At 46.4% G+C, this 20139-nt stretch carries 21 protein-coding genes; 1 reads left to right on the top strand and 20 read right to left on the bottom strand.

Annotation, left to right across the window (positions count from 1 at the left end; all coding sequences use genetic code 11):
• Positions 1 to 17: 17 nt before the first annotated feature.
• Positions 18 to 188 (top strand): DUF3042 family protein, encoded by a 171-nt coding sequence (locus tag FKX92_RS01955; protein ID WP_002895160.1) that lies wholly within the window; start codon positions 18 to 20, stop codon positions 186 to 188.
• Positions 189 to 280: 92 nt separating this feature from the next.
• Here the strand turns inward: FKX92_RS01955 and FKX92_RS01950 are convergent, their stop codons facing one another.
• The 20 genes from FKX92_RS01950 to FKX92_RS01855 all read right to left on the bottom strand — a co-directional run bounded on the left by FKX92_RS01950 (position 281) and on the right by FKX92_RS01855 (position 20106).
• Entirely contained in the window at positions 281 to 679 is a 399-nt protein-coding gene (locus FKX92_RS01950) for a hypothetical protein (RefSeq protein WP_149565360.1), read from the bottom strand.
• Positions 680 to 874: 195 nt separating this feature from the next.
• Positions 875 to 1240, bottom strand: a complete 366-nt coding sequence (locus FKX92_RS01945) for a nuclear transport factor 2 family protein (RefSeq protein WP_149565359.1) — start codon at positions 1238 to 1240, stop codon at positions 875 to 877.
• Between the two features lie 83 nt (positions 1241 to 1323).
• Positions 1324 to 2250: a helix-turn-helix transcriptional regulator gene (locus FKX92_RS01940; protein WP_149565358.1), complete on the bottom strand. Its 927-nt coding sequence runs from the start codon at positions 2248 to 2250 to the stop codon at positions 1324 to 1326.
• 13 nt (positions 2251 to 2263) lie between these two features.
• Positions 2264 to 2737, bottom strand: coding sequence for a GNAT family N-acetyltransferase (locus tag FKX92_RS01935; RefSeq protein ID WP_125338571.1), 474 nt, complete (start codon positions 2735 to 2737; stop codon positions 2264 to 2266).
• A gap of 11 nt (positions 2738 to 2748) precedes the next feature.
• Complete coding sequence (locus FKX92_RS01930; RefSeq protein WP_149565357.1) at positions 2749 to 3498, bottom strand: PHP domain-containing protein; 750 nt, start codon at positions 3496 to 3498, stop codon at positions 2749 to 2751.
• A 33-nt stretch (positions 3499 to 3531) separates the two neighbouring features.
• Positions 3532 to 3846 carry a phosphoribosyl-ATP diphosphatase gene (hisE, locus tag FKX92_RS01925; RefSeq protein WP_002895140.1) on the bottom strand — a complete coding sequence of 105 codons (315 nt, stop codon included), beginning with the start codon at positions 3844 to 3846 and terminating at the stop codon, positions 3532 to 3534.
• A 1-nt stretch (position 3847) separates the two neighbouring features.
• Positions 3848 to 4729, bottom strand: a complete 882-nt coding sequence (locus tag FKX92_RS01920) for a hypothetical protein (protein ID WP_149565356.1) — start codon at positions 4727 to 4729, stop codon at positions 3848 to 3850.
• A gap of 24 nt (positions 4730 to 4753) precedes the next feature.
• Complete coding sequence (hisI, locus tag FKX92_RS01915; RefSeq protein ID WP_149565355.1) at positions 4754 to 5080, bottom strand: phosphoribosyl-AMP cyclohydrolase; 327 nt, start codon at positions 5078 to 5080, stop codon at positions 4754 to 4756.
• Positions 5080 to 5838, bottom strand: coding sequence for an imidazole glycerol phosphate synthase subunit HisF (hisF, locus tag FKX92_RS01910; protein ID WP_002912757.1), 759 nt, complete (start codon positions 5836 to 5838; stop codon positions 5080 to 5082). The genes hisI and hisF overlap by 1 nt, the downstream gene beginning before the upstream one ends.
• Before the next feature lie 2 nt (positions 5839 to 5840).
• Positions 5841 to 6563, bottom strand: coding sequence for a 1-(5-phosphoribosyl)-5-[(5-phosphoribosylamino)methylideneamino]imidazole-4-carboxamide isomerase (hisA, locus tag FKX92_RS01905; RefSeq protein WP_002912759.1), 723 nt, complete (start codon positions 6561 to 6563; stop codon positions 5841 to 5843).
• Positions 6541 to 7164 carry an imidazole glycerol phosphate synthase subunit HisH gene (gene hisH / locus FKX92_RS01900; protein ID WP_032913411.1) on the bottom strand — a complete coding sequence of 208 codons (624 nt, stop codon included), beginning with the start codon at positions 7162 to 7164 and terminating at the stop codon, positions 6541 to 6543. The genes hisA and hisH overlap by 23 nt, the downstream gene beginning before the upstream one ends.
• A 34-nt stretch (positions 7165 to 7198) precedes the next feature.
• Positions 7199 to 7783: an imidazoleglycerol-phosphate dehydratase HisB gene (gene hisB, locus FKX92_RS01895; RefSeq protein WP_002912765.1), complete on the bottom strand. Its 585-nt coding sequence runs from the start codon at positions 7781 to 7783 to the stop codon at positions 7199 to 7201.
• 11 nt (positions 7784 to 7794) lie between these two features.
• Complete coding sequence (gene hisD / locus FKX92_RS01890; protein ID WP_149565354.1) at positions 7795 to 9087, bottom strand: histidinol dehydrogenase; 1293 nt, start codon at positions 9085 to 9087, stop codon at positions 7795 to 7797.
• Positions 9084 to 9728: an ATP phosphoribosyltransferase gene (gene hisG / locus FKX92_RS01885; RefSeq protein ID WP_149565353.1), complete on the bottom strand. Its 645-nt coding sequence runs from the start codon at positions 9726 to 9728 to the stop codon at positions 9084 to 9086. Before hisG ends, hisD begins: the two co-directional genes overlap by 4 nt.
• On the bottom strand, positions 9725 to 10714 hold the full coding sequence (locus FKX92_RS01880; protein WP_149565352.1) for an ATP phosphoribosyltransferase regulatory subunit: 990 nt from the start codon (positions 10712 to 10714) through the stop codon (positions 9725 to 9727). The genes hisG and FKX92_RS01880 overlap by 4 nt, the downstream gene beginning before the upstream one ends.
• Positions 10715 to 10769: 55 nt before the next feature.
• Entirely contained in the window at positions 10770 to 11828 is a 1059-nt protein-coding gene (hisC, locus tag FKX92_RS01875) for a histidinol-phosphate transaminase (RefSeq protein ID WP_149565351.1), read from the bottom strand.
• A gap of 473 nt (positions 11829 to 12301) precedes the next feature.
• Positions 12302 to 12607 carry a DUF4298 domain-containing protein gene (locus tag FKX92_RS01870; protein WP_149565350.1) on the bottom strand — a complete coding sequence of 102 codons (306 nt, stop codon included), beginning with the start codon at positions 12605 to 12607 and terminating at the stop codon, positions 12302 to 12304.
• Positions 12608 to 12640: 33 nt separating this feature from the next.
• Complete coding sequence (addA, locus tag FKX92_RS01865; protein ID WP_149565349.1) at positions 12641 to 16315, bottom strand: helicase-exonuclease AddAB subunit AddA; 3675 nt, start codon at positions 16313 to 16315, stop codon at positions 12641 to 12643.
• Positions 16312 to 19593, bottom strand: a complete 3282-nt coding sequence (rexB, locus tag FKX92_RS01860; RefSeq protein ID WP_149565348.1) for an ATP-dependent nuclease subunit B — start codon at positions 19591 to 19593, stop codon at positions 16312 to 16314. Before rexB ends, addA begins: the two co-directional genes overlap by 4 nt.
• Before the next feature lie 201 nt (positions 19594 to 19794).
• A complete protein-coding gene (locus FKX92_RS01855; protein ID WP_149565347.1) occupies positions 19795 to 20106 on the bottom strand; it encodes a hypothetical protein in 312 nt (103 codons plus the stop codon).
• Between the last annotated feature and the right edge of the window lie 33 nt (positions 20107 to 20139).

Raw genomic sequence — 20139 nt, 5'->3', positions numbered from 1 at the left:
AGAAAAGGAGAAATCACATGGCTAAAGGATTTGGAAAAGGCGTTCTTACAGGAGTTGCAGCTACTGTTGCTGCTGTGGCAGGCGCAGTATATGCAGTCAAGAAAAAAGTCATCGAACCTGAAGAACAAAAAGCGGCTTTCATCGAAGAAAATCGTAAAAAAGCAGCTCGCAAACGTGTAGCACACTAAGCCTGCACATTTCACTAAAAAGCCTGGAAAAATCCAGGCTTTTTTCTTTTTTGAAAAAACAGCAGTCAAATCGACTGCTGCAAACAAAGCAATTAGACTCTAAGAGCCCTCTCTTTCTTGGACGGTTGAATACCATGAGAGCTTAAGATATAATTGCTTAAGAGCAAGAATACTAACAGCTCAAGCACAAAAAACAAATCGAAAGCAGGATTGGAAGACAGAGAAACGAAAGGAATTGCGAGACACACAATTATGACATAAAAGATTTTCAAGCGTTTGATATAAAGCCAGAAGAGGTCAAGGCTTTGCCTGCCATTGATCTGCGACTTAGACTTGCTTCCCGAGTACCAGATGATAAATGCTTCCGCAAAAAAGAATAGACCTAGCAAAATGATCATTCTCCAAAAATGAACCTGCAGTAGAATTCCCGCTGCAAGTAATAACAAAACACCCAAGCTCAGCGCTACCACTGCTCGCCTAATATTAGTCATAAAATCAACTCCTTTATATGACTACAAAGAACAGTCAAATTCATTGTTGCTAATCGATTAGATTGCTCTACGAGAACATATTTTTTTCGGCTTTATTTTACCACTTGGCAAGAAAACTTACAAATAATACGATAAAGCATTTGTAGAAGTTATTAGTTACTGAAAAAAGCCACCATCGATGACTTTTCTACATGCTTATCTCCTTTGCATAAACTCTTGGAAACGATGAGTATCAAAGTAAATGGTGGATGCGATTAATTTGTCTGATTCGTCAAATTTTAAAAATTCTGCGACATCCAATTCTAGCTCTTTTCCGTGGGGCGACTGCAGGCGATAGCGATTTAAAGCTGTTGCTTCTCGCCCCTCTACCAATAACATCTTCACTTCAAGATGCTGACTTAAAGCATAGAATTGACCTGCACCTTGCAGATAAACATCACGCCCTTGCCTGATCTCCTGACTGTCGCACATTCCATAATTAAAGTTTTCTGCTACGAAATCTTCCCATCCACCTTTGTTGACTGCTTTAAAATAGCTTTCTGCTAATGTTTTTGTATCCATTCAGAACCTCCAAAAATAATTTAGGCAAGCACTCAAACAATGAGATTTTCAAGCCATTTAAGATTATACAAAAAGCAATATGACTACAGTCTGTCATATTGCTGAAGATTTTTTTGAAGAGTATGAATTAATTTATCCTGCAGTTTTTTTGGTGATATGACTTTTACTTGATGAGCAAAACTTAAAATCAATTCGAAAAAGGCCGGTGTCAATGCTCTGAAAGCATGGACCTTTATTCTGGTTTGCTCAACAGTGATTTCTTCTTCTGTGAAGTGGTCATAAATCTTTGGGAGCGCAGACTCTGTGAAAATCAGCTCTACTTCTTCTTTATTGCCCTCAACTTTATCTTTGGATGGATTTAGAAAAAGATCTAGCTTTTCTTGAGATAAAAGAGGGTAATCTCCAGCTTCGATACCCTCTTCAACTGGCTGCAAATCACGAATTCTGCTGAGTTTGAAAAAGCGAAAATCTAACTTTTCTAAACAGTAGCCGATAACATACCAAGCATTTAGTTTAAAAATCAGACGATAAGGAAGAATCGTTCGCTGGCTTTGTTCTTGTTTTTTAGAAAAGTAAGAAAAGGAAATTTTCTTCCCTGTTTGTATAGCCTGCTCAATTTCAAGTAAATAATTTGTATTGAGAGACCAGGAACTGAGATCAAAGTAAAATGGATTTACCTTATCGGTCGCCTCTTGAGAAGCAAACTTATGCTCAAGGCTGCCAAAACTTGGACGACCAACGATTTTGCCGACATTTTGACTCATATTGATGATAAACTGCTTTTCTTCTTCTGTGAAAAAGCTACTGTCCATCTTGTAGTCATCCGGTATATAAAAGCCACCCTTATCTCCGCGTTCTGAGTAGATAGGAATTCCAGCTAAGCTGAGTGTATCCATATCTCGATATACGGTACGAGTAGATATTTCAAAACGTTCAGCAATTTCTTTAGCTGTTATCTGCCTCTTATTCAAAAGGGCTAGTAGAATATAAATTAATCGTTCTAGTTTCATGAGTTTTCTTTTCTTATTTCAATCGGCACAGCATCAAATAATCTTCTTCCCTCTCTTCAACCGTGACAAAGCCCAGTCTTTGATGAAAGCGAACGGCAGGATTGTCTTTGGAAACGGAAAGGGAGACACTTGGGTAGCCTTTGGCCTTGAGCAAGTCCAGCATGGCCGTCATCAACTGCTGGCCTAGTCCTTGGCTTCTGAACTCAGGCAGGAATGAAATGGACAGAGAGGGCGTCTGGTCGTCATAATAACTGTAATCTTTCATGATGCGAATCCAAACGGCTCCGACCAACCGGTCGTCCATTTCTGCAACTAAAGCCCAATCATCTGGCTGCTTGCCAAAGTCCTTGATATACATCTCTAAATCTGACTCTTTCAGGATTCTTCTAGAAAGCGGCGCTAGACCTTGGGGAATAAAAATAGCTTGGTAAAGAAATTCCTCTAAGAGCGGGATTTCCTCTGATTGTAAGGGCCTAATCTCGGCCATGATTTCTCCTTCTAGATCAAATGCTCCTCGCCTATGCCGGCCTCCGCTAAGATTTTGGCAACTCGGTCAAACTGCAAGCGAAAATGCTCCAGCTTGTGGCCGTCTGATCCCACTGAAAAGCGCTGGCCGCCCAGCTCCTTGACTAGATAGAGAGCGTAGATATAAAGTTCCTCGTGTCCATAGAGATACATGGACTTGCAGTTGAGCTCAAAAGCCAGACCATGGTCAATCATCTTTTGAAAAAGCTGTCGCAGCTCTGGTTCAAAAGTTTTTAACTCCTCTACGGTAAGATCGAATTTGCGGAAACCATAGTCAAAGTGAGCTAGTACATCTGCTGGCACAGCCTCAATAGCCTCCTCTAACTCTATCAGATAGGAGGGAATCAGCTCCATCTTGTCCAGCTGCAAGACCGGATCTTCCAGATAGTCAAAACTGCCATTGTGGTGAACCGATAGGAGCTTGAGGTCATAATCCTTGTCTGCTAGGAAAGCTAGGATATCGTCTTTACGTGGAGCGTAATAGCCAATTTCAATGCCCTTTTTGATGCGGTTGCCATATTGCTGGTTCAGCTCTACTATTTTTGCTGAATAGGCCTCATAGTCAGGAACATCATCGTGGGGCGAGGCAGCTTCGTAGGGGTAGGGATTGGACAAATCAAAGTGCTCAGTGGTGACAATCTCGCCCTCGTAATGGTCCAGATAGTCACAGAAATCCGCCTCAGAATCATAGGAAAAATAGGTATGAAGATGGTTGTCGCGCATGCTGGACCGCCTTTCTGCAAATCTTATATCCGTTTAGTAATGGTCAATTTCAGGTCGGTCGTGAATCCGGCTCTGCTTGCCCTGTCGAGCCTGGAGGACGGTCTCTACCTCTTCCAGACTGACGCCAGTCTCGACGAGAGCGACCGCCAGATGGTAGAGCAGATCAGCTGTCTCATTGGCCATCTCGTTCTTATCATCATTTTTAGCCGCAATGACCACTTCTGTCGCTTCTTCACCGACTTTTTTGAGAATCTTGTCCAGCCCCTTGTCATAGAGATAGCTGGTATAGGAGCCTTCCTTGGGCTCTTTTTTGCGTTTGAGGGCTTCTTGATAGAGGGTTTCTAGCATGTTAGTTCCTCCAATTATTTAAATTTTTACTAGGAGTATTACGTCTACCTAAATATATAAATTTCATTATTGATAAAAATTCTTGAGTTTCTTTTGATTCACTTTGAAAATTTACTTCTTTTTCAAAAATATACTTAGATTCTTCAAATTCTTTATATAAATAACCGTTTCTTTCAATTTGCTCCCCAACTTTATTTATTTTTTCATAGCATAAATCATACATTGTTTTTCTCATCATAAGTAATATTTGTTTACCTAGTTGTTGCTCAAATATTTCCTCATCTTCTTTACTCATACTCGAAAGACTTGATAGTAAATCTTTATTTTCCTCTACCCATTTTATCGCCTTATTTTTTCCTTTATCTTTTAAAATAGCTAGATTCAATTTATCGATTAAATTAATATTACTTTGATTTTCTTTTTGAGTGAATAAATACTGTAAAACTTTTACTCGAATGATTGGAGGTAAAATTGAAAAATAACCAAGAACTTCCTCATTAGGAGGAAAAGAATAGTTTTCAAAATATTGAATAAACAAACATGCAAGTAAATCAAGTAATTTATCCATTAAATCTTTTACTTTTTCATCCGATTCTTCTCCAAGAAAATTGGTATGAATAGATTCACTTCCATATTTTTGTATATAATCTACAGATTCTGAAAAAAGAATATTATTATTATAAAATTCCGATTTTGTAATTTTTTTATTTCCTAACGTTACTCCCTTATTAGAAGGAATATCTAATAGTCTTCTTACAACTACTTCAGCATATCTTCTTATTGCCATTCTTTTACCACTATTTGGTTGATTTTCAATATATGCAAACATTGAAATTACATCTGTAACAATTTTCTCATATGTCTGATTATTAAAATTAGTCATAATTTCTCCATATATTCCGCTATTCTACTCATCCCAAATTGTATGGAAAAAGCAGGATTTAGCACCGGTGTGGCAGGCTGCTCCCAGCTGGTCTACCTCGATCAGCAGGGTATCTTGGTCGCAATCAGCTGTGATTTTTTTGACAGTCTGGTAGTGGCCGCTGGTGGCTCCCTTATGCCAAAGCTCCTGACGTGACCGGCTCCAGTACCACATCTGACCGCTAGTGCGGGTCAGCTGGTAGGCTTCTTCATTGAGATAGGCCAGCATAAGGACTTCTTTGCTGGTATAGTCTAGGATAATGGCAGGTATAAGACCGCCTTGTTTTTGAAAATCTAACTTTACTTCTGTCATCAGATGCGCACCTCCAATCCAGCTGACTGCATGGCTTTTTTGGTCTCTGTAATGGAGACCTGACCATAATGGAAAATCGAGGCTGCTAAAGCACCTGTCGCTGCAGTCTTTTCAAAAACTTCTAGGATATGCTGGCTACTGCCAGCACCACCAGAGGCGATGATAGGAACGGAAACCACTTGGGAGACGGTTTCCAGCATAGGCAAGTCAAAACCAGACTTGGTCCCGTCCTTGTCCATACTGGTCAGAAGAATTTCCCCCGCTCCGAGACTGACAGCTTCTTGAACCCAGTCTAACAGGTCGCGACCGCTGTCCTTGCGGCCGCCAGCCAGATAGACATGCCAGCTGCCATCCGCTTCTTTCTTAGCATCCACGGCCAGAACCACGCATTGACTGCCGAATTTCTCAGCGCAGTCAGCTAAAAGCTGAGGATTTGCCAGTGCTGAGGAATTAACTGCAACCTTATCCGCCCCAGCTTGGAGCATCCGCTTCATGTCCTCAACCGTACGAATGCCACCCCCGACGGTAAAGGGAATGAAAACCTGCTCTGCCACGCGCCGGACCATCTCGACTGTCGTGTCCCGCTCTTCATGAGTGGCTGTGATGTCCAGGAAGACCAACTCATCGCAGCCGGCTTCATAGTAAGCCTTGGCCGCATCAACTGGATCGCCCACATCAGTCAGATTGACAAAGTTGATACCCTTGACCACCCGGCCGTCCTTGACATCCAGACAGGGAATGATTCGTTTTTTCAGCATGGCTAGCCCCTTTCTGCTTCCTTGATCTGCTCTAGGCTAACTCGTCCACTGTAATAGGCTTTGCCTACAATGGCTCCAGCCAAGCCTAGCTTTTTCAGCTCTTCTAAATCATCCGCTGACTGGATTCCGCCAGAAGCAATGACTTGAGCATGCTTGAGGGACGCCAGCAATTTTTTGTAATGCTGGATATTGGGACCAGTCAGAGTCCCGTCTCGGTCCACATCTGTATAGACAAAGAGTCGGACGCCGATTTTTTCCATGGCCAGCGCCAGGCTGATATAGTTCTGATTGCTGGTCTCCAGCCAGCCCTCAGTCGCAACCAGCCCTGCTTTCGCATCAATGCCAACCACGATTTTGCTGCTTCCAAAGCGCTCCAGCGCAGCCTCAACAAATTCAGGATTCTTAACAGCCATAGAGCCAATAATGACACGGTCAATGCCAACCGCCAGGTAATCTTCAATCTGCTCCAGACTGCGGATGCCACCCCCGACTTGGATAGCTAGACCAGTTTCCGCTTTAATCTGGGCAATCAAATCCCGATTGGCCGCCCGACCTTCTAAGGCCCCGTCCAAGTCAACCACATGAATCATAGTAACCCCGGCTTCTTTGAAAACTCGAGCTTGCTCCAAAACATCGGGATTGACTACCGTCTTCTGGCTAAAATCCCCTTTAAAAAGGCGGACGGCCTGGCCATCTTTGATATCAATAGCGGGCAGTATTTTCATAGACATACTCCTTAAACTTCTCTAGGATACCGAGGCCAACAGCACCAGACTTTTCTGGGTGAAACTGGCAACCAAAGACCGAGCCTCGGTGAATCATAGCTGGGATAGGCAGCCCATAATCAGCTGTCACATCCAAGTACTCCTCCGAAACATCTGTGTAGTAGCTATGGACGAAATAGACTGACTGCCCCTCAAGACCGGCTGTCAAAGCAGACGTCTGACGGATTTGTAAGTCATTCCAGCCCATGTGAGGCACAGGCAGACCAGCCTGATCCGGAATCCGGCGGCAAACACCGGGAATCAAGCCCAGTCCAGAGCTTTGACCATTCTCCAATCCAGACTCCAGCAAGAGCTGCATACCTAAGCAAATGCCCAAGAGAGGCTTACCATCGGCCACAGCCTGCTGTATAACTGAAACCAGCCCTCGCCTTTCCAATTCCTGCATGGCAGTAGGAAAAGCACCGACACCTGGTAAAATCAACCCATCGGCAGCTAAAATTTCCTGCTTATCAGCTGACAGACGCGCTTCTACTCCGACCTGAGTCAGAGCACGGAGGACATTGGCAGTATTTCCCGCGTCATAATCAATAACAATCATCATCTCTACATCAACTCCTTTCACTCAGAAGTGCAAGCTAGAGTAAGCCCTTGGTGGAGTTGACTCCATGAATCTCTGGATTTATCGTAATAGCCTCCCGTAGAGCTCGGCCAGTCGCTTTAAAGAGGCTTTCCGCCTTATGGTGACTGTTCTTGCCATGAAGGATTTTCAGGTGCAGATTCATCTGCAGATTAAAGGCTAGGGCTTGGAAAAATTCCTCCACCAGCTCGGTGTCAAAGTTCCCAAGCTTGGGATTATCAAAATCCGCCTCAAAGACCAGATAGGAGCGGCCGGATAAGTCCAGACTGGCCATACCCAGCGTTTCATCCATAGGCACAAAGCTAGTTCCGTAGCGGTTGATACCAGCCTTGTCTCCCAAAGCCTGACGCAGAGCCTGCCCAAGCACGATGCCTACATCCTCAACCGTATGGTGGCTGTCCACCCAAAGGTCACCTTCAGCCTTAACCGTCAGAGAAATCCGACTGTGGCGGGCAAAAAGAGTCAGCATGTGGTCAAAGAATCCGACACCAGTCTCGATAGCGACCGGCTCCTGTTGGTCCAGATTCACAGCCAGTTCAATATCGGTCTCCTGTGTTTTACGCTTGATTTCAGCTTGTCTCATGGCAACTCCTTTTATTTTTCCTGTCTGCGGGCTTCGATGGCCTTAGCATGTCCCTGCAGGCCTTCTGCATAGGCCAGACCGGTAATATCCTTGTCAGCCGCCCCTACAGCAGCGCGGCTGTACTGGGTGTACTGGATGCGCTTGATGAAGTCATAGACACCCAGAGCTGATGAAAAACGACTGGTGCTGGTTGTCGGTAAAACGTGGTTGGCTCCCGCATAGTAGTCACCGATTGGCTCGCTAGTATAATGCCCCAGAAAGACAGAGCCAGCATTTTCAACCTGATCCAGATAGCTGTAAGCATCATCCATGGCAATTTCCAAATGCTCAGGTGCCACCTGATTCATAAGCTCAAACATAGCTTCCTTGGAAGGCGCTAGGATGATACGGCCGTTGTTCTCAATCGAAGCACGCGCGATTTCCTCTCTCGGCAGCTCTTTCAGCTGTCTATCCAGCTCTGCTTCGACTTGGTCTGCCAGCTCCTCCGAGTCGGTCACCAGAATAGCCCGAGCCAGCTTGTCGTGCTCGGCTTGCGACAGGAGGTCAGCTGCCACATAGACTGGACTGGCTGAACGATCCGCAATGACTCCAATCTCCGAGGGTCCGGCAATCATGTCAATTCCCACGACACCATAAACCATCTTCTTGGCTGTAGCCACAAAGATATTGCCTGGTCCCGTTATCTTATCTACCTTGGGAATGCTCTCAGTACCGTAGGCTAAAGCTGCTACACCTTGGGCTCCGCCAATTTGGAAAATTCGATCCACACCAGCTAGCTTGGCAGCGACCAAAATCGCTGGTGTAAAGTGCTCTTGAGGCGGTGTAATCATGATGATTTCTTTGACACCGGCAATCTTAGCTGGGATAACATTCATGAGGACAGAGGACGGATAGGCTGCGGTGCCGCCAGGTACATAGGTACCGACCCGCTCAATCGGCCGAATCAACTGACCACGGACAACGCCCTCGCTGGGACTATCCTCAAAACCAGTCTCCAACTGCTGGCGGTGGTAGGATTCAATATTAGCTTGGGCATTTTTCAGTGCAGCCAAGACCTCTGGATCAATCTCCTCAAAGGCCTTGTCAATTAGCTCCTGCCCAATCTCAAAATCTGTCACCTCAACCTTATCAAAAAGCATGGTATAGTCTCTTAAAGCTTGGTCACCGTCTTGTTTGACCGTTTCTATAATCTCAGTCACCGCTTCTTCCACATCTAAGTTTTGTTGGCTGAGCTGCAGCTGCTCTTCGTATAAAATCCGTGAAATTTCTTCGTTACTTCCGCTTAAACGTTTGATAATTGTCATTTAAAAGCCACCTCTCTTCTTCCTACTAGGGATTCAATCTTTGCCACAAAAGGCATGATATCCGGGTTATTTTTCAGGGAAGCCTGATTGGCAATGAGCCGGGCCGACACCCGACAAATATCTTCAAAAACAAGCAGGCCGTTAGCTGACAAGGTATGCCCTGTCTCAACAATGTCGACAATGGCATCCGCCAGACCCAGCACTGGTGAAATCTCCACACTGCCTTGGATGGAGATGATTTCCACATCTTCCCCTTTTTGATTAAAATAATCAGTCGCTACCGTTGGGTATTTGGTCGCAATCCGCTTGCGCTTGTGATCATGAGGGTCATAGCTGGGCACCGAGGCCAGTGAGAATTTACAAAGCCCAAAGTTCAGATCCAGCAGCTCCAGATAGCCAGTCGGATGCTCAAAGAGAATATCCTTGCCGACAATACCCAAATCAGCTACTCCGTGGCGCACATAGGTCGTCACGTCAGGCCCTTTGACCAAAAGAAAGCGAAAGCGACTGTCTGGACTTTCAAAAATCAAGCTGCGCCCCTTGTCTGTCATGAAGGACATATCAAAGCCAGCCTGGGTCAAGAGCTTGACCGTATCTTCCTCAATCCGCCCCTTGGTCAGGGCAATGGTAATCTGACTCATCTGCCATCACCTTCCTTTCCGCCCTCGTCAGGCAGGTCATCATGAATGGCCTGATAGACACTGTCAATGTCTAGGGACCAGCCGATAGCTGTCAGCTCTGCTGCCCCGAAGCGCTTGAAAAGCTGGTCATAGCGACCACCAGATAGAAAGGCATCTGGCACTCGGTCGCCAAAGACCTTGAAGGTAAGGCCAGTATAGTAAGGCATGGCCGCTACCTGCCCCAAGTCCATGGTTGTCTGATCCAGCAAGCCTGATAGGCTCCGCAAAACTTGCTCCACATCATCTAAAGCCATCAATATCCGCTCGTTGTCAACTATCTCTCTAGCCCTAGCTAAAACCTGTTGGCTAGGACCAAACAAATAGGGCAGCTCCTGCAAAAAATCATCAAATTCACTAGGACTGGTCTGGGTGAATTCAAAGAGTCCCGTCCTATTTTTCTTGCGAATATAATCTAGCAGCTGGGCCTCCTCCTGCGAATCCAAGGCCAGACTCTCTAGAATTGTCTGCAGGATTGCTGCATGGGAAAACTCGAACTGATAAGACTTAACCTGCGCCAAATCCAGCGACTGCTTAGCAGTCTTGATAGCCTCAAGCACCGCCTCGCGAGCTGGATAGCCAATAATCTCAATACCAGCTTGGCTGAGCTCGTTGGCAAGACCGCGCAGCTCTTCTTGATAGTGAAAGACCTTGCCCGAATAGGAAAACTTGGTCGGAGTATGCACCCTGGTCGAAGCAATAACCCGACCAATCTGGCTGGTCACATCAGGCCGCAGTACCAATAACTCGCCTTTTTTATCGAAAAGATGATAATGGTGGGGCTCCACATGGTCACTGAAGACCTCGAAGTGCTCCAAAGTCGGTGTGTCCATCCGATTGAAACCCTGAGCCATCAGAAAATCACTGATGTCCCGCTCAATCTCGTAGGTTACACGCGCCCTCTTGAAAAGCTTGTCATGCATGCCAATCGGAAGGGTGATTTTATTCATAGGCTGCTTTCCTTTCTAGATCTATTCTTACACTGACTGGCTTTGGGTCAAACTCTCAGCTGCTGCAAATTTCTTTGATAACTGCCAAGACTGCTTCCATCTCCTCTCGCTGTCCGATAGAGATGCGCAGGAAGTCTTTGATTCGTTCTGCTTTTGGAAAATACCGCACATAAATTCGACGCTCCTCTAGCTTCTGGAAAAGCTCAGCTGCAGAGATTCCACTAGGCTGGGCTAGGACAAAGTTAGTCTGACTGGGCAGGACTTGAAAATCCAGCGCAGCCAATTCCCCAGCAAACCAATCTCGGGTCTCTTGAATGTCTCCGCCTGTCTCCCGATAATAATCCCAATCTTCCACTGCCGCAAGGGCTAAACGCTCTGCTAACATATCCACTGAGTAAGGATTGATGGAGTCCTTGACAGCTTTCATGACAGCTATTAAGTCTGGATGACCAATACCATAGCCCACCCGCAGACCAGCTAAGGCCGCATCCTTGGAAAAGGTACGTGTGATAAAAAGGTTGGGATAGGTGTCTAGCAGAGACAGGGCAGATTGACCGCCAAAGTGAATATAGGCCTCATCCACCACCACTACCACATCCTGATTGGACGCCAGAATTTGCTCCAGCTGATCCAGCGGCAGATACATCCCCGTCGGAGCATTGGGATTGGCTAGGATAATGCCGCCATTGTCTCCAAAATAATCGGAGGGATGGACCTCAAAATCAGCTGTCAGAGGGATTTCTCGAAAAGGCACGTGGTAGAGGTCCGCCCAGACCTTGTAAAAACCATAGGTCAAGTCCGGAAATAAGACCGACTCGCCGCTGTTAAAGAAAGCCAGGAAAGCCATGGACAAGATGTCGTCACTGCCGTTACCGATAATGAGCTGGTCGGGTGATACACCCAAGTTTGCTGCCAAAGCCTGACAGAGCTCCGCCTGATCCAAACTGGAATATTTGCGCAACTCCTGGGCACCAAAGCTCTGCAGCGCCTCTGCCACCTTTGGACTAGGACCATAAGCATTTTCATTGGTATTGAGCTTAATCATGTCTGGCTCATTGGGCTGCTGCCCTGCTACATAAGGATTAATCTGCCTGAGACCTTTTAGCTTAAACATCTTGCAACCTCTCTTTCACACACTAGCCATTATCTGACTCTGATTATCTTTTAGAACTTCTAATAAATGAAAAACGAAATTTACCGCTTTGCTAAAGGAAAATAGGGAAATCTTCTAGTTTAAATATAATAAAAAGCCCTCGCAAAAAAACTTTGCAAGGACGTTGACACGTGGTTCCACCTTTATTCGGACCCCAGTCGCCTGAGGACCCTCTGGGAGTACGGGACTCCAGATTGATAACGGCAATCAGCCGTCGGACACTAGTCTCAGACTGCTGACTGATTTCGCATCCGCACTCAAGAATGTGTCGTCTAAGGATTGCATGCCGTCTCACCATCAGGCACTCTCTGTTTCTTGTCTTAGACTTTTTCTCTCATCGCTTTCAATTTATTGTTGAATATTCTACATGAATTTTTATTAAAAAGCAAGAGGAAAATTGAAAAAAATTAATTATTTTTTCTTTTCTAAATGAATTAACGTTCTTTCAGCATAGAGCTGGACAAATCTAACAGATTAATCGCTGTCTCAAAATGCTCCCCCATCAGGTCATAGACAGCATCTTCACTTAAGACGCCGCAAGCTATATTTTCAGGGAAATCCGGTCCATTCGAGAACTCTAAATCATCAAAAAATTCCTGACCAATATAGTAGTCCCTCAGCTGGATATAATCTGACTGGCAGCGCTCCAGCTCAGCTAAAGCTTCCTGGGCTCTTGCTAATACCTGAGAATATTTATTCAGGTGCTTTTCCATTTTTTGAATGCGTTCTAACTGTTCCACAGGCTTCCTTCCTTTCTGGACACGACAAAATAATCAATTCACCTTAACCACCTGCAGCTGCTCACCGCCTAGCAAAATCAAATATTTTTCAATTTGAGAAATGCCATAAGAACGGCTGAGAGCTTGAGCATATAAGTCTAGCTGGTCATGGTAGCGAGCAATCAACTCAGATGGCTCCTTATATTTATCCGTCTTGTAGTCAAAGAGGATAATCCGATCCTCAAAGAGCAGGTAGCCATCCAAAATCCCCCGCAAAACAAATTCCTGACCGCTAGCGTCGTCCCTCTTGAGCATGGCAAAAGGTGCTTCTCGACGAACTCTGTCACTGTTCTCAATCAAGAGTCGCCCCAAATCCGTCTCGAAAAACGATGCAATCTTAGGCAGCTGAATCTGCTTTTTAACCGCTTCATCGGCCTGAACCTGAGCCAAGGCAGAACGAAGTACAGCCATGCTGGGACGGCTATCCAAAGGAATCCGCTGCATAAGCTCATGGACGGCACTGCCGACTTGAGCCCCGGTCACCTTGGCTTTCTTGCCAAAATCAGGCAAGTCAAAGCTATGCTGTGGCCGAAAAGCTGCACGCTCATCCATGATGTCCAGACCATCCGTATCCATGATTGGCTCATAGAATTTCTTAATTTGACTAGGTGTCCGCACACTAGGCAGCTCAATGGCAGAGCGGTACTGGCTATTCAGTTGATCCACGCTTTCTAAAATATCCAGAGCCCGACGGATGTCGTCCGACTGACGATTATCTGCCAAATCATCCGCTGGAAAGAGCACAGGCTCATTAATCTGCCCTATCTCTTCAGCAGTTAGCTCCTCATCAGTGACAAAACGGGTCTCGTAGGCGAGATTCTCATCGGAAAAAACAGCCTGAATGGCATAGAGCCAGTCTTGGAAATTACTGAGCTGGCTGCGCAGACTGGCAGACAAACGCCCTTGTTGGCTCTTGCCCCACTGACGCTTATCCAAAACCTCTTGACTGCCCTTTCCGACCAGATAGAGCTTGGTTTCAGCCCGCGTCATAGCCACATAAAGCAAGCGCATCTGCTCAGACAGACTAGCCAACTGCAGCTCCGCTAGATTCTGCTGATAAGGTAGCGTATCCATGGAAATGCGCAGCTGATTCGGCGCATAAGGATCTTCCACAGACACCGATACATCCGCTACATACTTGATGCCGATTCCCTTGGTCCGGCTAAGGATAATAGCAGAGCTGCTATCCTGACGGTTGAAGGCCTTGTCCATATTGAGCAGGAAGACATACTTGAACTCCAGCCCCTTACTCTTATGAATGGTCATGAGGCGAACAGCGTCCTTAGGCGCCGCCACTGGCACACTGGCTAGATCATGCTGGTTTTCCAAGATACGGTCTATCATCCCGATAAAACGAGACAGGCCTTTAAAGCTAGACTTTTCATACTCATTAGCCCGCAAAGAGAGGGCATAGAGATTAGCCTGTCTCTGGGCACCATTGGCCAGAGTTCCCACCATGTCATAGTAGAAACGGTCCTGGTAGATCTTCCAAATCAAATCATACAGGGAGTGCGTCTTGGAGTAGGGCCGCCAGACTTGCAGGGTATCATGGAAATGCTGCAATTTTTTCTGCAGTTCCTCAGTGACTAAAGCTGGATGCAAACCTCTTCCTTGGAGGGCGTTGACTAGCTTTTCATAAAGATTTTCCTGAGAATGCTCTTGACTGGCTTGCAGGGACAGCCGAGCCAACTCGTCCTCACCAAAGTCAAACATGGGAGACTTGAGAAGGGCGGTCAGGGCATAGTCATTCAGCGGATTATTGATGGTCCGCAGGGTATCCAGCATGACTAAGACCTCAACCGACTGCAGATAGTTTGCTGCGCCGTCATCTGGTACCAGCGGAATCTGGTGCTGCTCAAAGGCAGCTAAAATCAAATCATTGCGGGTTCTGGAAGCCGTCAGCAGCGTAATATCTTTAAAAGCCACTCCTTCTTCATTGTGCAGGCGGATGATTTCCTTGATGACTAGGTCCACTTCCCCAGCTGATACTGCCTGTGGCAAGCCTTCATCAGCCTCCTCTTCCGGACTCTCCTTGGAGCCTTCATAGATTAAGAAAGATGCACGATTAGCCGGATTAGGCTCACGTTTGGCTGGATTTCCAGCCACCAGATAGTGGGTTTCATTGTAGTCAATTTCCCCGACTTCTTCATCCATCAGGCGTTTGAAAACATCATTGGTCGCTTCCAGTACCTCAAGATGACTACGGAAATTTTCCTTAAGGACGATTAGCTTGCCCTGGCTACTATCCTCTTGATAGACCTTAAATTTATCGCTAAAAATCTGCGGGTCGGCCTGACGGAAACGGTAAATAGACTGCTTGATATCACCCACCATAAAGCGATTCTGCCCTCTGGAAAGTAAGTCCAGCATGCGCTCCTGCGTGTGGTTGGTATCCTGATACTCATCCACCATGACCTCATGGTAGCGTTCCTGATAAAAGCGACGCACCTCTGGGAATCTCTCTAAAATCTCAATAGCAAAATGGCTGATGTCACCAAATTCAAAGGCAGTTTCTGCTTTCTTTCGCTCCAAGTAAGCTTGAGCAAAGTCCGCCACAAAGTCCCGCAGAAGCTCAAGCAGAGGCAGGCATTCATCCTGATACTGCTCAATAAAGTCCAGCTGATAAAGCTGCTGGTCAAAGCTTCGCAGCCGCTCAATCATAGGCTTCCTGGCCTCATTGTAGTCCTTGGCCATTTCTTTTTTGAGCTCGTCTGCATTCTTGCCAACCCGAGCTGTAAAGGCCTGACCATTGGACAGTTGGGAAAGTGCCACAATCTGTTTGAGAACTTGAGCTGTTTCTTCTATCGAGGACAGCTCATTCAGACCTGCTAAGACGGTCAGAGCACCTTGGACATTTTCCTGATATTTAGCACCCGCAAATTCTCTTCCTTCATGCTCCAAATGGGCGAAAAAGAAGGTCTCCAGATCCCAAAGGGCTGATTTGATTTGACCAAAAATCCGCTCTCTCTCTGCTGCAAAGTCACTGTGCTCATAACCATAGAGGAAGGTCTCCTCCAGCCAGCGCTGAGGACTGCTGGTTGACTGCAGAAAACTGTAAATCCGATAAACTTGCTCCCGGAAGCCTGATAAATCCTTGCGCTTACCAGTGAAATTCTTTACCAAACGACTAAACAAAGCCTGACGCTCGCTGTCATAGTAACGATCAAACACTTGGCTGAAAACTTCATTTTGCAGAATCAGCTGCTCACTGGCAGACTGGAGAATCCGAAAATTCGGTGCTAACCCAAGCAGATAACCATAGCGACTAAGGACTTTCTGGGTAAAGGCGTCCGTGGTGCCGATATCCGCATTGGGCAAGTCAGCTAATTGCTGGGCCAAATGTTGCTTGAGTTCAGGACTCTCGGCCTCCTTCAAGGCCTGCCCCAGTTCCTTCTCCAGCCTTTCTTTTAGCTCGCCTGCCGCCTTAACAGTGAAGGTCGAGATAAAGAGCTGGCTGACCGCAACACCTCTAAGAATCTGGTCTATAATCCGCTGGACCATGACAAAAGTCTTACCCGATCCGGCCGAAGCGGATACCAGAATATTCTGGCCAGAGGAGTAGATGGCCTCAATCTGCTCTGCCGTCTTTTTCTGTGGCTTGTCCGAAGCAGCTTCTTGAGCTTGCTTAAGAGCAATTTCTTCTGCAGTTAAAAAAGGAATTCTCTTCATTTTTCCATCTCCTCCCTCATCTTTTCTAGCCAGGCCTGACGTAACTTCTCACCAGTCGGCCGTCTGTCATACTTGCTTACGTCCAGCTTTTCCAGCTGTCGTGCCTGTCCTAGATGCAGATTAGCTTCAAAGCCTGTAATGGCCTTAAACTGCTCCACATAAGGAGCAATGCTGCGCCCATTCTCTGTATAAGGATTGACTGCAAAGTGACCCGATAGAATGCCTTCCGCGGCTTTTTTATAGAGATAAGCATTGTAGGTCAGCAGCAAGTCCAAGTCCCCCTGGCTCAGCAAGTTGGTCTTATTTTTCTCATAGAGAGGACCAAGCTCCTTGACAGAATTAGCCACAAAAAGTCCCTTGTACTGGAGTGGCTTCATAGACTGATTGATTGCATCCGCCAAGGTCTTGGTATCTTTAAGCGCCACAATCGGATCGGTCATCTGCAAATACATGGCGCCAAAAGTACCCTTATCCTCTTGATAGTCTGCTAACTCTTCAATCGCTGCCAGATAGGTCGGCAGCTGAGAATTCAGTCCGTTAAAGAATTTTTCAAAGCTGAACTTAATATCACCAGATTTATAGTCCACCACTCCCAGACTCTCGGTCTTGGTTAGACGGTCAATCCGATCCACCTTTCCGCTCACGGTCACTGCTCTGCCATTTTCCAAGGTCAGGAAAGGCTTAGAAGCTGAGCCAAAGCCAGTCTCCTCACCAATGGTCTCAATTCCAGTTGGATGAGCCAGCACACGGCCAGTCGCCCGCGCTGTATCTAGCAAGAGCTGACGCGCAAAACGGGTTTGGCCTGACTCACTGTAGATGCTCTCAAACTCAGCCTCTCGGCTGGTCTCTTCCATAGCCCGCGCTAAACGCCGGTCAAAATCTGCAGATGAATCATCCTGCAGGACCTTTTCAAAGATCCGGTGAAGGAAAATCCCATGACTTCGAGCATCTGGATGGATGGTCCACTCTTCCTGCAGGCGCAGAACATACTTGAGAAAATAAGCATACTGATGCCGGAAATATTCATTTAAAGCAGAGGCTGAAAGTCGGAGAGGCTGATTTTTTGGATAAAGGGCTTGCAATGTTTCCGGTTGCAGAGACTCCGTTTTCAGTTCCTTGCTGATTTGCGGAATACTGATGCCTTCTGCTGCCAATTTCTTGCGGAGAACCCGCACAGCCACCGCCCAAAAAGTCTGCTCCTCTGCTGTCCACTCTCGGTCAATCTCCTCTTGGTGGAGCTCAATGATTTGAGACAAGAGAGCTCGGTAGCTGCCAATATCGTCACTAGAAGCCTGAGGCTTTTTGACAATGATGGGCAAGGAAAGTGGAGCTGCAGTCAATTCCAGTAGATAGGTCGACATGCTGTCCTCTACTTCATTGACCAAGGCTGGCGCAGACAAGACCAGCTCTTTGGTAGCAGAATTCATCAACGACAGAGCCGTATAGCGATTCTTCTTGAGATTTTCTGAGCTGGCAATCTGCAGTTCCGCCTGAGAATCCGTTGCGTCATTGAGCCGAGCTCGGTCTTCATCACTAAGCAGACTCTTGTTTTGCGCGATTTTCGGGAAACGCTCTTGGGTCAGTCCAATCGCGTAGACGTAAGGAGCTGCTAAAGGCTCTATCAGGTCATAAGACTGGACCTTAACCACATCTACTGTCGCCGGCACCGTCCGATAGTTGGACAAAAGCATACCTGAGAGGACCAAGGCCAGAAAGTCGTCTAGTTTGACCTTACTATCTGCAAAGACTTGAGAAAACTGCTCTAGAACATGGCTGAAAGCCTTCCAGACTTCCTCATGACGCTCCTGCTCCTGCTGACTTGCTCCCTGTAGCAGAGCCGTCAAATTGTCCGACAAACGGGCTGCTTGTACGAACTCCGTAAACTTAGCTAAGAGTCCCGATGCCGTCTGGCTGCGGGATTTGAAAGAGTCTTGCAGCGGAGTCATGACCCGACGACGAATATGATTGAGACGGTCTAGGTCAAATTTCCCTTGGCTATTAGCCGTGAAATCCTTGGCTAGCTTGCCGGCTCCCTTGATGTCCGCAAAGCGCAGATATTGCTCAAAATGATCCAGCTCTTCCTGAGTCAAATCTCCGTAGAGCCCTGTCTTTAAGAGATTGAGCAGATCTTCCAGTTGGAAGTTATAGCGCTTGAGCCGCTCCAAGGACTCAATAAACTGGACCAGCGGATGTTGTGCCATCGACTCGCTCCGCCCTAGATAGTAGGGAATCTGATACTGGTCAAAAATGGTCTTGAGCTGAAGCTGGTAGGCTTCCACATCTCCCAAAAGCAGACGAATATCCTTATAGCGCACACCATCATGAACCCGCTGCCGGATGGACTTAGCCACATACTCCAACTCTTCTTTCTGGTTCATAGTAGCCCAAATCTGAAGCTGTGAGCGGTCTTTTTCACTAAGACTAACCGTTGATTCTGAAAAGTCATAACGACTCTCCAAGACCTTAGAAATCCGCCCAAAGGCATCTTCTGCTTCTGCATGAGGGATATAGTCAGGCTTGACCTGATAGTCCTCGGCTAGCTTTCTCAAAAAATCCACGCTGGCCTGATAGAGATTGCCCTCACGAAAGGCTGCTCGATAGGCTTTTTGGCTGGCATAGGTCCCAATGACAATCTCCACACCTTTCCGATGCAGAAGACCGACTAAGTATTCCTCTTCGGCAGAAAAACGAGTAAAGCCATCAATGACCAGGGCCAAATTCTCCAACTCCTCATCCGTATCACCAGCCAGAATATGCTGGGCAAAAGCAGCAATCTGAGAAGACGAATCAAAATCGCCCTTATTCAGAGCAGCAGTCACCGCTGTAAAAATCTTGACCAGATCCTCCCGCTTCTCAGGCTCCTCGAGAAATTCCAGATCCGCAAAGGACATCTGGGCAGTCTGCAGTTCATTATAAAGATCCATCAATTGCTGGATAAACTGGGCATCCTTCTTAATCCGGCCATAGACCTTAAGCTCTCCATCATCCAGCTCTGTCAAGGTCCGATAAATCAGCATTCCCAGACCAATATCGTCCAAACTATGCCCTTGCCGAACATGATTGAGGACAAAATACCGAGCCATCTGGGCAAAGCGCGTCACCGTAATGGCAAAGGAAGCCTTGTTCTTCAGGCACTCCAAAACCGCCCGCTCCTTCTCAAAAGATAGCGAATTTGGCGCAATATAAAAGACTCGCTTACCGTCCGCCACCAAGCTCTCAGCCTCAGCCACCAAAACCTTGGTCAAAGAATGGCGAATATCTGTATAAAGTAATTTCATAGCCTGCCTTTACCTCTAGAAAATATAGGAACATTATACCATTTTTGCCGATAATTCTCATGGAGAATAACCCCAAAACCCAATTAGAACTCAGCGTCCAAATAGAACTTTAATAACTAGCCTCATCATGCCCATAAAAAAAGAAAAAGCCACTGCTTCCAGTGACTTCCTAAAGGCTCTTACTTCTTTCAAAGTAAGGGCTCATTTAATCTTATGCTTATTCATCTTTTCTTCAAAAATGCTTATCATAATCAGGCGCAATTCTTCTCTTTCCTTGTCAGGAAGTTCGCCTTGCTGCTTGGCTGCAGCGTATAGTTGAGAATATTGCTTGGCAACTCGCTCAACCGTCTTGGTCGTCGCATGCCCTCTCACGAAGAAAGGAATCCTCTTAATCCACTCTCGGGGCACAAGTGCCAGAATCTTTTGGGCAGCTTCCTTATCGGAAATTTTTGCAGTGCTGAGCCCTTGATTGATCTGCTCCTGTTCCTTTTCTGTAAAATCTTTTAATTCCATACTCTAAATCTTCCAGTTCTATTTTCTTAATGC

This window comes from Streptococcus sanguinis, assembly GCF_008329445.1.
Classification (GTDB): domain Bacteria; phylum Bacillota; class Bacilli; order Lactobacillales; family Streptococcaceae; genus Streptococcus; species Streptococcus sanguinis_O.
This window is presented reverse-complemented; position numbering and strand designations above follow the sequence as displayed.

Excerpts from the sequence above, each read along its gene's own strand:
- FKX92_RS01920 (WP_149565356.1), bottom strand. The coding sequence starts at position 4,729 with ATGACTAATTTTAATAATCAGACATATGAGAAAATTGTTACAGATGTA.
- FKX92_RS01930 (WP_149565357.1), bottom strand. The coding sequence starts at position 3,498 with ATGCGCGACAACCATCTTCATACCTATTTTTCCTATGATTCTGAGGCG.
- hisE (WP_002895140.1), bottom strand. The coding sequence starts at position 3,846 with ATGCTAGAAACCCTCTATCAAGAAGCCCTCAAACGCAAAAAAGAGCCC.
- FKX92_RS01955 (WP_002895160.1), top strand. The coding sequence starts at position 18 with ATGGCTAAAGGATTTGGAAAAGGCGTTCTTACAGGAGTTGCAGCTACT.
- addA (WP_149565349.1), bottom strand. The coding sequence starts at position 16,315 with ATGAAGAGAATTCCTTTTTTAACTGCAGAAGAAATTGCTCTTAAGCAA.
- hisB (WP_002912765.1), bottom strand. The coding sequence starts at position 7,783 with ATGAGACAAGCTGAAATCAAGCGTAAAACACAGGAGACCGATATTGAA.
- rexB (WP_149565348.1), bottom strand. The coding sequence starts at position 19,593 with ATGAAATTACTTTATACAGATATTCGCCATTCTTTGACCAAGGTTTTG.
- FKX92_RS01855 (WP_149565347.1), bottom strand. The coding sequence starts at position 20,106 with ATGGAATTAAAAGATTTTACAGAAAAGGAACAGGAGCAGATCAATCAA.
- hisI (WP_149565355.1), bottom strand. The coding sequence starts at position 5,080 with ATGACAGAAGTAAAGTTAGATTTTCAAAAACAAGGCGGTCTTATACCT.
- hisD (WP_149565354.1), bottom strand. The coding sequence starts at position 9,087 with ATGACAATTATCAAACGTTTAAGCGGAAGTAACGAAGAAATTTCACGG.
- hisG (WP_149565353.1), bottom strand. The coding sequence starts at position 9,728 with ATGAGTCAGATTACCATTGCCCTGACCAAGGGGCGGATTGAGGAAGAT.
- hisH (WP_032913411.1), bottom strand. The coding sequence starts at position 7,164 with ATGATGATTGTTATTGATTATGACGCGGGAAATACTGCCAATGTCCTC.
- FKX92_RS01940 (WP_149565358.1), bottom strand. The coding sequence starts at position 2,250 with ATGAAACTAGAACGATTAATTTATATTCTACTAGCCCTTTTGAATAAG.
- FKX92_RS01945 (WP_149565359.1), bottom strand. The coding sequence starts at position 1,240 with ATGGATACAAAAACATTAGCAGAAAGCTATTTTAAAGCAGTCAACAAA.
- FKX92_RS01880 (WP_149565352.1), bottom strand. The coding sequence starts at position 10,714 with ATGAATAAAATCACCCTTCCGATTGGCATGCATGACAAGCTTTTCAAG.
- FKX92_RS01935 (WP_125338571.1), bottom strand. The coding sequence starts at position 2,737 with ATGGCCGAGATTAGGCCCTTACAATCAGAGGAAATCCCGCTCTTAGAG.
- hisC (WP_149565351.1), bottom strand. The coding sequence starts at position 11,828 with ATGTTTAAGCTAAAAGGTCTCAGGCAGATTAATCCTTATGTAGCAGGG.
- hisA (WP_002912759.1), bottom strand. The coding sequence starts at position 6,563 with ATGAAAATACTGCCCGCTATTGATATCAAAGATGGCCAGGCCGTCCGC.
- FKX92_RS01950 (WP_149565360.1), bottom strand. The coding sequence starts at position 679 with ATGACTAATATTAGGCGAGCAGTGGTAGCGCTGAGCTTGGGTGTTTTG.
- hisF (WP_002912757.1), bottom strand. The coding sequence starts at position 5,838 with ATGCTGAAAAAACGAATCATTCCCTGTCTGGATGTCAAGGACGGCCGG.